Raw genomic sequence first — 13475 nt, 5'->3', positions numbered from 1 at the left:
CCCGGCCCACCGCCCTGCCGCCCAGCCCACCGCCCCGCCGCCGACCGCCCCATTCGGCCAACTCCGTTGCCGCTCGCGTAAGTTCACCCGGCGCGGGGAAGGACTCCCGAGACCGGTGGGACTGCGCTGCGGGGGGCGGGGATGGCAGCTGGTGCGGGGCGTTCGATCGGCTTCGTGCGGGAGCAGGAGCTGCTCCCGGGCGTCTTCTGGGCCGCCGACGGCGCGTCCCTGCAGGGCCAGGCCCGGGCGGTGGCGCTCTCCCGCTGGGAGCTGCTCCTGCTGGTCGGCGCCGCCTTCGCCGGCTCCGCCGACGGCCCGGTCTGGGCCTGGGCCGCCGCCCTCGCCTACCTGGGCGCGCTGTTCATCGCCCTCACCGTCGCCCGGCAGAACCCGCAGCGGCTCTGGTACGACGGCCGGGCGGTCGCCGAGTCGGTGAAGACACTGGTGTGGAAGTACGCGGTGCGCGCCGACTCCTACCAGCCGCCGCCGCGCAAGCTGCCCGACGCCGAGCGCCTCTACGACGTCCAGCTCTCGGGCATCCTGGGCGAGTTCGACACCGAACTGGTCTCCCCCGGGGTCACCCAGGAGCTGAGCACCTGGCGCGCCCCGGCCCGCCACCCGCAGATCACCGACACCATGGAGCGGCTGCGCGACCAGCCGCTGCCGGTGCGCCGCGAGGTCTACCTGCGCGAGCGGGTGCAGAGCCAGCGCCAGTGGTACCAGGCCAAGGCGATCCAGTGCCGCAACGCCACCCGCCGGGTCGGCCGGCTCGCCGTGGTGCTGCCCGCGCTCGGCCTGCTGCTGGCCGTGCTGCGCGCGCTCGGCCAGTTCGGCTTCGACGCGCTCGGCGCGATCTCGGCCGTCGCCGCCTCGGTCTCCGCCTGGGCCCAGCTGCGCCAGTACCGTCCGCAGGCCGCCGCCTACACCCTGGCCGCGGCCGAACTCTCCAAGGTGGAGGCCCTGTTGGCCTCCGTCGACCTGAACGCGGCGGACGCCGAGGAGACCTGGGCCCGGCTCGCCCGGGACGCCGAGGACGCCATCTCCCGGGAGCACACCACCTGGCAGGCGCGCCGCGAGGTGCGCAGCCTCGACATCCCCAGCTGAGCAGGAGGGCCGCCGCGTGGCGACACGGAGGATCGAGACCCCGGACGGTGGCGTCCTCGCCGTCGAGACGTCCGGAGACCCGTCCGGCCGGCCGGTGTTCCTGCTGCACGGCACCCCGGGCAGCCGGGTCGGCCCGGCCCCGCGCAGCGCCGTCCTGGCCCGGATGCGGGTCCGGCTGATCTCCTTCGACCGGCCCGGCTACGGGGACTCCACCCGGCTGCCCGGCCGTGCGGTGGCCGCCGCCGCGACCGACGTGGCCGTCATCGCCGACGCGCTCGGCCTCGACCGCTTCGCCGTGGTCGGCCGCTCCGGCGGCGGCCCGCACGCGCTCGCCTGCGCCGCGCTGCTGCCCGACCGGGTGCGCCGGGCGGCCACCCAGGTCTCGCTCGCTCCGCGCCACGCGGACGGCCTCGACTGGTTCGAGGGCATGACCCCGTCCAACGAACACGCCTACCGGCAGGCCGAGTTGGGTCAGCCCCGGATCGCCGGCCAGTTCCAGGTCCGGTCTCGGGTGATCCGCCGCGACCCGGCCCAGCTGATCCGCAACCTGGTCCCCGAACTGACCCCGCCGGACCGCACCGTGGTCGCCGACATCGGCATCCGCCGGATGCTGCACTCGACCTACCGGCAGGCGTTCCGCTACGGCGCCGACGGCTGGATCGACGACGTGCTGGCCTTCATCGCCGACTGGGGCTTCGCGGTGGAGAGCATCCGCGCCCCGGTCCGCCTCTGGCACGGCGCCGAGGACAGGTTCTCCCCGGTCGGCCACTCCTCCTGGCTGGCCGACCACATCCCCGGCGCCCAGCTCTACCTGGAACCGGGCGCCGCCCACTTCGGCGCGCTCAAGGAGATGACCGACGCGATCCGCTGGGCCGCCCACGCGTAGGGCGCCACCGGGCGCGCGCCGCCGCCGGCGCGTGCCCGTCCAGCCCGTCCTCGCCCGTCCTCACAGCGGCTGCGGCTCCAGGTCGCGGTTGCTGCGCTGCCAGCCGCGGGCCGCGACCACCGACGGGTGGTCCTCGCCGAAGAGCTCGACCAGCCCGGCGACCGCCTGCATCCGCAGGGCCTCCGCCTCGCTGCGGCGGCCGGCCTCGCGCAGGGTGATGGCGAGGTTGGCCTGGCAGACCAGGGCGTCGGGGTGGGTGGCGCCGTAGCGGTTGACCAGGCCGTCGTACGCGGTGCGGCCGAGCGCCTCCGCCTCCCGGTGCTCGCCGTTCTCGCCGAGCGCGTTGGCGAGGTTGATCATGGCGTTGAGGACGAACGGGTGGTCGTCGCCCAGCACCCGGGCCAGGCCCGCCGCCGCGGTGCGGCCGTGGGTGATGGCGCCCTCGATGTCGCCGGAGCCGCGCAGGTAGATGGAGAGGTTGTTCTCGCAGGCGAAGGTGAAGGGGTGCTGGTCGCCGAAGAGCCGCCGGTGGCCCTCGTAGGCGTCGGTGGCGATGTCGCGGGCGGTCTCCTTGTCGCCGGCGGCGCTGTGGTCGGCGGCGAGGTTGAGCCGGCAGGCGAGGGCGTCGGCGAAGTCGGGGCCGAACAGGTCGACGTAGCGCTCGTAGGTGCGTTCGGTGAGTTCCCGGGCCTCGGTGTACTGGCCGGCCCGGCGCAGCGAGACGGCCAGCGACTTGGCGTTGCGCAGCTCCTCGGGCAGGTCGGACTGCTGGAGGTCGGCGAAGGCCTCGGTGACCTCCCGCAGGAGTTCCACCGAGCCCTTGTAGTCGCCCATCTCGCGCAGGTCGCGGGCCAGGTTGGACTTGGTGCCCAGGGTGTAGGGGTGGTGCGGGCCGCGGACGGCGGCGTTGCGCTCGACGGTGTCCTGGTCGAGGTCGCGGGCGGCGAGGCTGTTGCCGACCAGGCGGTGGTCGATGGCGAGGTTGTTGGCGACGGTGAGGGTGCGCGGGTCGTCCTCGCCGAAGAGTTCGACGAACTGGTCGTAGGTGTCCTGGTCGAGGGCGAGCGCCTCCTGGAAGCGGTTGAGGTAGCGCAGGTCGGCGGCCATCGAGTTGGCGGTCATCAGGGTGTACGGGTGGTGCTCGCCGAGCAGTTCGCGCTGGCCGAGCAGGGTGGCCTGGTTGAGCGCCAGGGACTCGCCGTAGGAGCCCTGGGAGCGCAGCACGTTGGCGATCTGCAGGCGCAGGCTGAGGATCTGCCGGCGCCAGATCTTCTGCTCGACCGGGTCGGGTTCGTTCTCGGAGCGGCTGGTCCAGGCGGTGTCGAGCTGGTGGCCGAGCTGGAGGGCCTGGTCGAGGTCGACGCGCTTCCACAGGTAGCGGACCCGGTCGATGAGCAGTTCGCGCACCTCGCGCTCGTCGCAGTCCTGGGCCCGGGACGGGGTGAGGTGGGGCCAGATCTTCTCCAGGGTCGGCCAGTTGGCGGGGTCGTCGGTGTCGCCGCGCGGGGGCCGGGCGTTGACCAGGATGCGGTGCACCTGGTGCATGGCGAGGTTGCGTTCGCTCTCGCTCATGCCGCTGCGGACGACGGCCTGGACCAGCCGGTGGACCTGGAAGGAGTCGGAGCCGGCGTCGGTCTTGGCCAGCGCGTAGCGGCTGACGGCGCGCAGCACCTTGCCGAGCAGGAAGGTGTCGGTGAGTTCCTCGTCGTACGGGTGGAGGGCGAGCCGCATCTGCTCGGAGAAGAAGAACTGCCGCAGCGAGATCGGCTCGGGCGCGAAGAACGCGCACAGTTCGAGCAGCCGGACCGCGGCGGGGGACTGCTCGCGCAGCCGGGCGATGGAGACGTTCCAGGTGAGGCCGACCGGGGTGGGGTAGTCGACCGGGGTCTCGCCGGCCGCGAGGACCTTGGTGGCCTCGGCCTTGAGCTGGTTGACGTAGGTCTCCACGGGGGTGCGGGTGGTCTCCAGCCAGGCGGCGGCGACCTCGACGGCCAGCGGCAGGTCGCCGACCGCCTCGGCGACCCGGTCGGCGTCGGCGCGGGCCAGGCCGCGGACCCGGCGGGTGAGGTGGTCGACGGACTCGGTGCGGTCGAAGACGTCGACGTTGAGCACGCCGGCCTGCCCGGACCAGCCCTGGTTGCGGGAGGTGACCAGGATGTGGCCGGGGCCGTCGGGGAAGAACCGGCGGATCTCGGCGGGCTCGTCCGCGTTGTCGAAGATCAGCAGCCAGTTGGGGGTCGGGATGCCCTGCCGGAGCGCGTCGCGGGTGGCCTGGGCGGCCTCGCTGACGTTGTCGCCGACCCGCAGTCCGAGCCGCCCGGCGAGGTCGGCGAGGTCGGAGACGACGTTCTCGCTCTGCTCGGCATCGATCCACCACACCAGGTCGTAGTGCGACATGTACCGGTGGGCGTACTCCAGCGCCACCTGGGTCTTGCCGACGCCGCCGAGGCCGTACAGGGTCTGCGGCGGGGGCAGCACCGCCGTGGTGCCGCCGGCGAGTTGGGCCCGCAGGTCGTCGAGGACCTTGACCCGGCCGGTGAAGGAGTGGTTGCGCTGCGGCACCTCCCAGTAGGTGGGCTTGGTGCCGGGGAAGCGCGGCGCGCCGGGGCTGCGCTCGGGCAGCTCGGCCTCGGTGCGGCCGAGCGCCCGCAGCAGCGCGGTGGCGGCGGCGGCCTCGTCGCGGCCGATCAGGTCGACCGGGTTGCGGTTGTTGTAGGGCGCGTTGAGCCGGACGTCGGAGACCCGGACCGGGATCAGCTGGCGGCGGGCGCCGGCCGGGTCGGCCAGCACGGTGCGGTCCCACAGCGCCTGGGCCTGCGGGGACTGCAGGTAGGAGGCGGAGAGCAGGGCGACGGTGCGGTACGCGGAGTCGATGCCGCGGCCGGTGGCCTCGCGCGGGTTGGCCCCGGCGCCGACGTCGCGCGGGACGACCCGGTAGCCGGCGTCGGCGAGCAGCGCGGAGATCCAGTCCGCCCAGGCCCGGTCCTCGGGGACGTAGCTGAGGTACAGGTCGGCGGGGGCGGTGGGGCGGCGGCGGGCGAAGCCGTCGAGGAAGCGCAGCCGCAGGTCCTCGGGCATCGGCGGCAGCCCGAGCACCTCGCCGCGGGTGACCTCCTTGGTGAGGCGCTCGTTGGCGGCGAGCATCGAGCCGGGCAGCCCGGTCTGGTCGCCGAACGGGGCGAGGATCTCCTCGTAGGCGTAGAACGGCCGGTAGGGGATCTCCACACCGGCCCAGTAGCGGGCCAGGTCGGCCTCGCCGCGGTCGGCGGGCAGGCCGGCGAACTTGACCCGGGCCAGCGCCCGGCCGGCGTCGGCCTTCTCCTTCTCGCCCTCGTCGATCCGCATCGGGACGGGCAGGATGCGGATGCCGCGGTCGCCGTAGCGGTCCTCGATCACCCGGGCGACCCGGGAGGCGCCGTCGATCGACTGGTCGCTGAGGGTGAAGCAGACCACCAGGTCGTCGGGCATCTCGACGGTGCAGATGTCGGCGGTGTCGGTGAGGCCGGTGCGGCTGTCGATCAGCACGTAGTCGTAGCGGCGCTTCATGTCGGCGCGCAGCGACTGGATGAACCGGCGGCCCTCGTAGCGCTCGTAGAGCAGGTCCCAGTCGAGGCGGGCGACGGAGTAGTCGCGGTTCTGCTGCCCGGCGGGGACGAGGTCGATCCGGCCGGTGCCGGGGAAGTGCGGCCAGGCCAGCGAGAGGGCGTGCGGGTGGATGCGGGCGAAGTCCTCGATCCAGTCCGGGTCCCGGTCGACCGGGCGGCGGGCCTCCTCCAGGTAGTCGCCGAACAGGTCCATGATGCCGGTGGTGGCGGCGACCACCTCGGGGTTGAGGAAGGGCCGGAAGAACTGGGCGAGTCCGGGGGCCTCCAGGTCCCAGTCGACGACCAGCACCCGGCGGCCGTTGGCGGCCAGGATCCAGGCGGTGTTGGCCAGCGCCATGGTGCGGCCGGTGCCGCCCTTGTAGGAGTAGAAGGTGACGATCCGGCCCCGCCGGTCCTCGGTGGTGTCGCGGCGGGGCGACTGGTGCTGCGGGCCCTTCGTCGGCCTCTCGGTCATGACGTTCCCTCCCCCGGGCCCTTGGGTGCCCGTCGTGGTACCGCACGCCGTGCTCACCGGTCGGAGTCCCGACCGCCCGGTGTCCTGCTGCCGTCGCGGACCCGGCTCAGGGCCCGATGCCGGGTCTGCGGTCGGTCGGGCCGTCCTCCGGGCGGCTCTGGTGGCGCTGCTGCTCGTGGGCGGTGCAGGCGCGCATCACGGCGCGCTCCATCTCGCCGCGGAACTCCTCGATGCTGCCGGGCGTGCCGACCGCGGCCTCCTCGCGCAGGGTGGGCCGCCGCCGGGAGCGGCGGCTGACGGTCAGCACGCTGTCGCCGAGCTCGTCGAGCATCCGCTCGTGGTCGAGGTTCTGCTGGTCCCCGCGGTTCCACGGCTCGATGACGGCCACCGAGCCGTGGTTGCGCCGGTCCACCCGGCGCACCGCCTCGGCGCGCCGCCCGTCCAGGAACGCCCACCGGTCGACCAGCAGGACGCAGGGGGCGGCCGGCCGTTCGCCGGTCAGCAGGTGCTCGGACTCCTCCTCGAACTCCCGCACGGTGGGCTGGAACCCCATCCCGCGGGCGATGTCGGCGGCGTCCTGGGCCAGCGGCCGGGAGGAGTCCGGGCGGTAGGGCTGCCAGTCGGCGCGCTGCTCGCCGTAGCAGAGCGGGCTGCGCTGCGGCGGCAGTTCGCGCTCCCGGTAGGAGAAGACCGAGATCCGGACCTGGTCGGCGCTGTCGGGCGGGTCGAAGGCGGACGGCTGGGACTCGAAGTCGAGCACCTGCCCGGCCGGGATGACGGTCTGCTCGGCGACGTCGACGATCCGCCGGGCCAGCCGCCACACCGCGGTGTGGTACTGCGAGCTGAACGCGGCGATCTTCATCAGCGCGTACAGGCCCTCGGTGGCGTACTCGGCGCCGAAGCTGTCGTGGTTGAACTGGAGTTCCCCGGCCACCCGGGGCAGCTGGTAGTGCTCCATCGAGACCCACAGCGCCGGGACGATGCCGGTCATCCGCTCCGCGGTGGGCCGCCGCTGGTAGACCGAGCGGCGGGTGAACAGGTGCCACTCCCGGCCGCACGCCTCGGACTTGAAGTAGCGCGGCGAGTACAGCGGCACGAACACCCGGCAGGTGGCCAGCTCCCGCGACAGCCGCTCGGCCCACTTCTGCCCCTGGTGCATGGAGCGGTCCATGAACCCGACCGGGTGGCCGGACGGCGCGTCGGTGATCTGCAGGATCGCCTCGCACAGGTCCTGGTGGAGCTTGGCCACCCAGAGGTTGGGGTCGGCGGCGCCGCGCGAGTTGATCCGCGGGGTGTGCGCGTAGCTGAGGAAGAAGTACGGCCTGGGCGCGTCCTTGCGCTGGCCCGCACCGCTGCTCACACGCGCCTCCCCCGAGCCCGCCTGTCACTGTTCCCCCGAAAGGGACTCAAGTGTAGGAAGACCGGCGGTCCGAATGGAATAGGGCCTTGATCTGATCCGGTCTCAACTTCGCTTGTTCGAATACCAGTTGGCGGCGAGGTCGACCGCCTCCCGGATCGGCAGCAGGACGCTCCGGGCGGCGCCGACCGGGCCCTGCCGCAGCTCCGCCAGCTCCCGGAGCAGCATCTCGCCCATCTCCTCGAAGTGCCCGTCGTCCAGCCGGGTGGCGGTGAACTCCTCGACCGCCCGCGCGGCGCCGTCGGTGCGCCGGACGCAGGTGTAGAGCTGCTGCGGCCGGTCCGGCTGCCAGTACTCCAGCAGGTGGAGGGGGGTGCAGTGGCGCATCGGCGCGCCCAGCATCAGGTGCTGGGCCCCGGCGCGGTACATCCGGCCGACCGGCGACTCGTCGCCGAGGTGGCAGTCCAGCGGGTGCACCGCGGTGAGCTCCCCGGCGGCGGGGCCGAGCGCGGCGAACGAGGTCTGCGGGTGCGGGCTGCGCAGCGCGCCGGGCCACTGCCGGACCACCTCGGCGAGCCGGCCCACGGTCGGGGAGGCGGGGGTGCGGGGGTGCCAGGCGGGCATCCGCTCGTGGTATTCGGCCAGCTCGGCGCGGGTCAGGCCGGCGGTCCGGGCCCGGTAGTACGGGGAGGTGCGGGAGTTCTCGGGTGTAGCGGTGTAGACGACCAGCGTGCCGCGCGCCCCCAGCGCCGCGAGGAGCGCCCGCACCACCCCGTGCGCGCCCCCCGCCACCGGCCCGACCGCCCGCAGCGAGGACTGCACCAGCAGCGTCCCGCCCTCCCGGACGCCCAGCTCGCGCAGCTGGCCGGCCAGCTGCCCGACCGACCGGGGCGGCCCCGGTTCCGGCCGGGTGCGCCCCGGTCCGGTCCGGAGCAGCGCGGTGTCGGTCACCGCCGCCCCGCGGCGGCCTGCCGGGCGGCCGGGTCCGTGGCGGCGGCCTCCCGGGCGGCCCGCTCGGCGGCGGCGCCGACCGGCACCTCCAGTGCGGGGGCCAGCGCGGCGCGCATCCCGGCGGCGAAGCGCAGCCCGAGCGGGGTGAGCGAGCCGGAGCGCTCCAGCGTCCCGATCGCGTCGGCGGTGTGCGCCCGCCAGGTGGCCAGCTGGAGCCGGGCGGCGGTGGCGTCGTCGCCCCGGAGGCCGTCGTGGGCCCGCACCCGGCCCGCCCAGTACGCGGCGACCGCGAGGTGCGCGTAGGTGCCCTGCAGCAGGCCCTCCAGCGGGCGCGGGTCGGGCCGCCAGGGGGCGTGGTAGAGCCGGTCGTCCGCCTGGTCGTGCAGGTCGTACAGGTCGAGCACCGCGCCGAGCTTGACGTGCTGGAACTCGTGGGCGAGCAGCAGCGCCAGCACCGGAGCGGTGGTCGGCCGGGCGATCCCGACCGCCCCGTACGCCTGCCGGGCGGCGGCGCTGACGTCGCGCCCGTCCGGGCCGGGGGCGAGCGGGGTGACGGTGCCCAGGCCGGCCGCGATGCCGGCCGCGTAGTCGGGCAGGTCGCGGCCGAGCAGCTCCCAGGCTTCGCCCAACGCGCCCGTCCAGTCGAGCAGTTCGGCGTCGGAGAGCCGGTCGGCGGCGGGCCACTGGTGGCTGTCGCGCCGCGGGTCGGTGTCCTCCAGGGCGAGCGTCCAGCCGGGCAGCGCGACCCTGCGGACGGGCTGCCACAGGTGGTCGCCCGGCCGGTCCCAGCGGACGGTGTGCCCGGCGCAGGACAGCCCGTCGGCGTCGCCGCGCAGCACCGCCTCGGTCCGGCCGTCCAGCCGCAGCCGGCCGAGCGTCGGCAGGTGCAGCCAGCCCGCGCGGACCGGCAGCACCAGTTCGAACCCGGTCCGCCCGCGGGCCGCGGCGGCGGCCGCCAGCTCGGCCAGCCCGCCCGGGTCGCCGCGCCCGTCCCGGGCCAGGCGGCGCACCGCCCAGGTCCGGGTGTAGGGGTGGGCGAGCACCGCGTCGAGCGCGCCGGGCGCGGCGCGGTCGACGGTGGTCAGCAGCTGCCAGGCGGCGTCGTTCCCGGGTGCCCCGGCGGCGGTCACCAGCCGTCGGGAGAGCTCCAGTTGGGCCTGGCCGAGGGCGGTGACGGCGTCCGCGCCGCCGAGCCCGTGGGCCAGTTCGTCCAGGTGCCGGTCGGTCAGCGGCTGCCGCGGCTCGGCGGGCGCGGCGGCCCGGGCCGAGACCCGGTCGCGGATGGTGGTGATGAGCTTCAAGAGGTCCCCGCAGTACACCGACGGGTGGTCGAAGCCCCCGCCGGTCCGGTATCGGTGGGCGTAGAGGCCGCCGCCGCAGCTGCGGACCACCGGGCAGGCCCGGCACTGGCCCGCCAGGCCCGCCAGGCCGGACTGCCGCTCCAGCATCCCCGGGTGCCGGGCGACCTCGTCCAGGCTGTGCGCGAACACGTCGAAGCCGGTGGCGGGCGCGCCGTCGTAGGCGGTCTTGAGGCTGTCGGCCTGTTCCAGCGTCCCGTCGGTCTCGACGACCACCAGGTCCGCCGGGTCCAGCCCGAGCGACTCGGTGAGGCTGGAGCGGCCGCGCAGGGTGCGGTGCACCGAGTCGAAGATCCGCACCGGCACCGGGCGGCCCCGCTCGGTCCAGTGCCGGTGGACCGCCAGCAGCCAGTCCGCGTAGGGGGTCGGCCCCGCACCCTCGGGGTGGGCCGGCGGGTGGTCCCAGGTGGCGTGCGGCAGCAGGAAGTCGATCCGCGGCGGCTGTTCGGCGACCAGCGCCTCGTACACCGCGACCGGGTCGTTGGCCACGTCGACGGTGCACAGCAGCCCGGCGTACAGGTGCCGGAACTCCGGTTCGCGCAGCAGGGCCAGCGCGGCCAGCACCTTGGCGTGGCTGGAGCGGCCGTCCGCGAAGCGACGGTGCCGGTCGTTGGCGAGCCGGTCGCCGTCCAGCGAGACCCCGACCCTGATGTCCTGCTCGGCGAAGAGCTCGCAGAACCGGCGGTTCAGCAGCACCCCGTTGGTGTGGATCCGCAGGTCCAGCGCGCACCCGGCGGGCAGGGCGGCCCGCAGCAGTTCGGCGGCCCGGCGCAGCCGGTCCGGACCGGCGAGCAGCGGCTCCCCGCCGTGCAGCACGACGTGCACGGCGGGGAGCCGGTGGGTCCTGGCGTGCTCCGCGATCCGTCCGGCCGTCCGCTCCAGCACCTCGTCCGAGGCCGCCCTGGCCTTGCGGCTCCAGCTCGTGTCGGCGTGCTCGTACACGTAGCAGTGGTCGCAGGCCAGGTCACAGCGGCTGTGGACCTTCAGCACGAACTGGCTGAACGGCACGGTGGCGGACATCGCGGGCGAACCGATTCGGCTGTTCCCGTACGGTCAGATGGACGACTGGAACGCGGCCACCGCCACCTGGCGGGCCGCCGCGTCCGGCAGCACCCGGGCGATCTGGGCGGTGAGGTCCTCGGCGTCCAGCGCGGCGAGGTCGGCCAGGGCGGCGCGCTCCAGGGCGACCCGGGGCTCGGTCAGGTCTTCGGCGAGGGCAGTGGTCATCGGCGTTGCCTTCTTCACTGAGGCGTGCGGACGGGGGATCGCCGCAGCCGGAAGACAGTGTCGTGAGTCACTGCGGCCTGACACCGATGCACAGCATAGCCCCCGCCGGTTACCGGCAACCCCCGCTCGAAAACCCGCGATCGGCACCGCCGACCGTACCCCGTACGGCAGTTGAGGGAGGATCAGCCGACGCGTTTTCGCCCGTTCGGCGGTACCGCCGTTCGACCGCCCGTGCTATCGGGACTCGAACTGGGGAACCGGCGCCCGTCAGGGGAAGAGCCGCTCGACCTGCCAGCCGTCGGCGGTGGCGACGTAGCGCAGCCGGTCGTGCAGGCGGTTCTCCCGGCCCTGCCAGAACTCCACGCTGCGCGGGACGACCCGGTAGCCGCCCCAGAACGGCGGGACGGGGACGCCCTCGCCCTCCGGGTACCGGGCGGCGAGGTCGGCGTAGCGCTGTTCGAGCACCTCGCGGTCGGCCACCGGGCTGGACTGCTCACTGGCCCAGGCGCCGAGCTGGGAGCCGTGCGGGCGGGTGCGGAAGTAGGCGGCGGTCTCGTCCCGGCCGACCTTCTCCACCCGGCCGGCGACGATCACCTGGCGGGCCAGCGTGATCCACGGGAAGAGCAGCGCGGCGTTCGGGTTGGCCGCCAGGTCGGTGCCCTTGCGGGAGCCGTAGTTGGTGAAGAACACGAAGCCGCGCCGGTCGTAGCCCTTGAGCAGGACGGTGCGCGCGGAGGGCACCCCCCGGGCGTCGGCGGTGGAGAGCACCATCGCGTTGGGCTCGGCCACGCCCGCCTCGCCCGCCTCGTGGAACCAGCGGGTGAACTGCTGGTACGGGTCGTCGGCGAGCTGCTCCTCGGCCAGCCCGGCGTGCCGGTAGTGCTCGCGCATCACGGACGGGTCCGGCCCGGGCCGCTCCCCGGCGGGCCCGGTCGGCGCGACGGGCGCGGCGGGCGCAGTGGGCGCAGTGGGCTCGGCGAGCTCGGCGGAGCCGGCAGGCGCGGCGGAGCCGGCGGGCCCGGCAGGCCCGGCGGGCAGGGACGGGGCGCTCGGCTCGGCGTTCGGGTGGCGTTCCGCGGTAGGCACCCCTCCATCATCCCGTACGACAAGCGCCGGGCGCCGCTGCGTCCGGGCGAACGGCTGGGGATAGGGTGGCTCGCCACCGCTCCACGGCCCACTGCGCGGGAAATCGTCCGGCTGGTGCCCGGGACGTCCCGAAAATCCGTCGAGGAAGCCGGAGCCGACAGGGGTTCGAGCGGCCCGTGGGGGAAACATCACCGTCACGGTGTATGGCGCAATGCACTCCGTGCCTGACAATCTGACACCGAGTGCCAACCACCATCGGCCACCGGCGTGCCGCCCCACCATGGCCGCCCGCCGCGTCGGATCACTGAAGGAGCCGTTCTGATGTCGGATTTCGTACCCGGCCTTGAGGGTGTAGTCGCCTTCGAGAGCGAGATCGCCGAACCCGACCGCGAGGGCGGGGCGCTGCGCTACCGCGGGGTGGACATCGAGGACCTGGTCGGCCAGGTCTCCTTCGGGCACGTCTGGGGCCTGCTGGTCGACGGCAAGTTCGCCCCCGGCCTGCCGGCCGCCGAGCCGTTCCCGATCCCGGTCCACTCCGGCGACATTCGGGTCGACGTGCAGTCCGCCCTCGCCATGCTCGCCCCGGTCTGGGGCCTCAAGCCGCTGCTGGACATCTCCGCCGAGCAGGCCCGCGACGACCTGGCCCGGGCCGCCGTGATGGCGCTGTCGTACGTGGCCCAGTCGGCCCGCGGCCAGGGCCTGCCGATGGTCCCGCAGCGCGAGATCGACAAGGCCGGGACGATCGTCGAGCGGTTCATGATCCGCTGGCGCGGCGAGCCGGACCCGAAGCACGTCAAGGCCGTCGACGCGTACTGGACCTCGGCCGCCGAGCACGGCATGAACGCCTCCACGTTCACCGCCCGGGTGATCGCCTCCACCGGCGCGGACGTCGCGGCGGCGCTGTCCGGCGCGGTCGGCGCGATGTCCGGCCCGCTGCACGGCGGCGCGCCCTCCCGGGTGCTCGGCATGATCGAGGAGATCGAGCGCACCGGCGACGCGGCCGCCTACGTGCGGAAGACCCTGGACAAGGGCGAGCGCCTGATGGGCTTCGGCCACCGGGTCTACCGCGCCGAGGACCCGCGCGCCCGGGTGCTGCGCCGCACCGCCAAGGAGCTCGGCGCGCCGCGCTACGAGATCGCCGAGGCGCTGGAGAAGGCCGCGCTGGAGGAGCTGCACAACCGCCGCCCGGACCGCGTCCTGGCCACCAACGTCGAGTTCTGGGCCGCCATCATGCTGGACTTCGCCGAGGTCCCGGCGCACATGTTCACCTCGATGTTCACCTGCGCCCGCACCGCCGGCTGGTCGGCGCACATCCTGGAGCAGAAGCGCACCGGCCGGCTGGTCCGCCCGGCCGCCCGCTACATCGGCCCGAGCTCCCGCAAGCCGCAGGAGATCGAGGGCTGGGACCAGATCGGCGGCTGACCCGCCTCCGGAACCGCTCCCGCAA

The 13475-nt window shown here is 74.5% G+C and carries 9 protein-coding genes; 3 read left to right on the top strand and 6 right to left on the bottom strand.

What is annotated here, in order from left to right; genetic code table 11:
• Positions 1–141: 141 nt before the first annotated feature.
• Together QMQ26_RS20555 and QMQ26_RS20550 are read left to right on the top strand one after the other, a co-directional pair.
• Positions 142–1104, top strand: a complete 963-nt coding sequence (locus tag QMQ26_RS20555) for a DUF4231 domain-containing protein (RefSeq protein WP_100836763.1) — start codon at positions 142–144, stop codon at positions 1102–1104.
• 16 nt (positions 1105–1120) lie between these two features.
• Positions 1121–1990, top strand: a complete 870-nt coding sequence (locus QMQ26_RS20550; RefSeq protein ID WP_282202263.1) for an alpha/beta fold hydrolase — start codon at positions 1121–1123, stop codon at positions 1988–1990.
• Between the two features lie 60 nt (positions 1991–2050).
• On the opposite strand, the gene fxsT is transcribed toward QMQ26_RS20550, so the two are convergent.
• The 6 genes from fxsT to pdxH form a co-directional block, all read right to left on the bottom strand.
• Entirely contained in the window at positions 2051–6049 is a 3999-nt protein-coding gene (fxsT, locus tag QMQ26_RS20545) for an FxSxx-COOH system tetratricopeptide repeat protein (RefSeq protein ID WP_282202262.1), read from the bottom strand.
• A gap of 106 nt (positions 6050–6155) precedes the next feature.
• Positions 6156–7409 carry a TIR-like protein FxsC gene (locus tag QMQ26_RS20540; RefSeq protein WP_100836765.1) on the bottom strand — a complete coding sequence of 418 codons (1254 nt, stop codon included), beginning with the start codon at positions 7407–7409 and terminating at the stop codon, positions 6156–6158.
• A 102-nt stretch (positions 7410–7511) separates the two neighbouring features.
• Positions 7512–8357 (bottom strand): aminoglycoside N(3)-acetyltransferase, encoded by an 846-nt coding sequence (locus QMQ26_RS20535; RefSeq protein WP_282202261.1) that lies wholly within the window; start codon positions 8355–8357, stop codon positions 7512–7514.
• The gene (locus QMQ26_RS20530; protein WP_282202260.1) at positions 8354–10735 is read right to left on the bottom strand and encodes an FxsB family cyclophane-forming radical SAM/SPASM peptide maturase; all 2382 of its coding nucleotides are present in this window, start codon (positions 10733–10735) and stop codon (positions 8354–8356) included. Before QMQ26_RS20530 ends, QMQ26_RS20535 begins: the two co-directional genes overlap by 4 nt.
• A 33-nt stretch (positions 10736–10768) precedes the next feature.
• A complete protein-coding gene (gene fxsA, locus QMQ26_RS20525) occupies positions 10769–10942 on the bottom strand; it encodes an FxSxx-COOH cyclophane-containing RiPP peptide (protein WP_100836767.1) in 174 nt (57 codons plus the stop codon).
• Positions 10943–11209: 267 nt separating this feature from the next.
• Positions 11210–11833, bottom strand: coding sequence for a pyridoxamine 5'-phosphate oxidase (gene pdxH / locus QMQ26_RS20520; protein WP_100838536.1), 624 nt, complete (start codon positions 11831–11833; stop codon positions 11210–11212).
• A gap of 516 nt (positions 11834–12349) precedes the next feature.
• Here pdxH and QMQ26_RS20515 point away from each other — a divergent pair.
• Complete coding sequence (locus tag QMQ26_RS20515) at positions 12350–13450, top strand: citrate synthase 2 (RefSeq protein ID WP_100836768.1); 1101 nt, start codon at positions 12350–12352, stop codon at positions 13448–13450.
• Positions 13451–13475 lie beyond the last annotated feature (25 nt).

The sequence above is a fragment of the Kitasatospora fiedleri genome, assembly GCF_948472415.1.
Taxonomy (GTDB): domain Bacteria; phylum Actinomycetota; class Actinomycetes; order Streptomycetales; family Streptomycetaceae; genus Kitasatospora; species Kitasatospora fiedleri.
This window is presented reverse-complemented; position numbering and strand designations above follow the sequence as displayed.

Bases quoted from the DNA above. Each gene is read 5' to 3' on its own strand.
- fxsT (WP_282202262.1), bottom strand. From the start codon at position 6,049: ATGACCGAGAGGCCGACGAAGGGCCCGCAGCACCAGTCGCCCCGCCGC.
- pdxH (WP_100838536.1), bottom strand. From the start codon at position 11,833: ATGCGCGAGCACTACCGGCACGCCGGGCTGGCCGAGGAGCAGCTCGCC.
- QMQ26_RS20530 (WP_282202260.1), bottom strand. From the start codon at position 10,735: ATGTCCGCCACCGTGCCGTTCAGCCAGTTCGTGCTGAAGGTCCACAGC.
- fxsA (WP_100836767.1), bottom strand. From the start codon at position 10,942: ATGACCACTGCCCTCGCCGAAGACCTGACCGAGCCCCGGGTCGCCCTG.
- QMQ26_RS20555 (WP_100836763.1), top strand. From the start codon at position 142: ATGGCAGCTGGTGCGGGGCGTTCGATCGGCTTCGTGCGGGAGCAGGAG.
- QMQ26_RS20515 (WP_100836768.1), top strand. From the start codon at position 12,350: ATGTCGGATTTCGTACCCGGCCTTGAGGGTGTAGTCGCCTTCGAGAGC.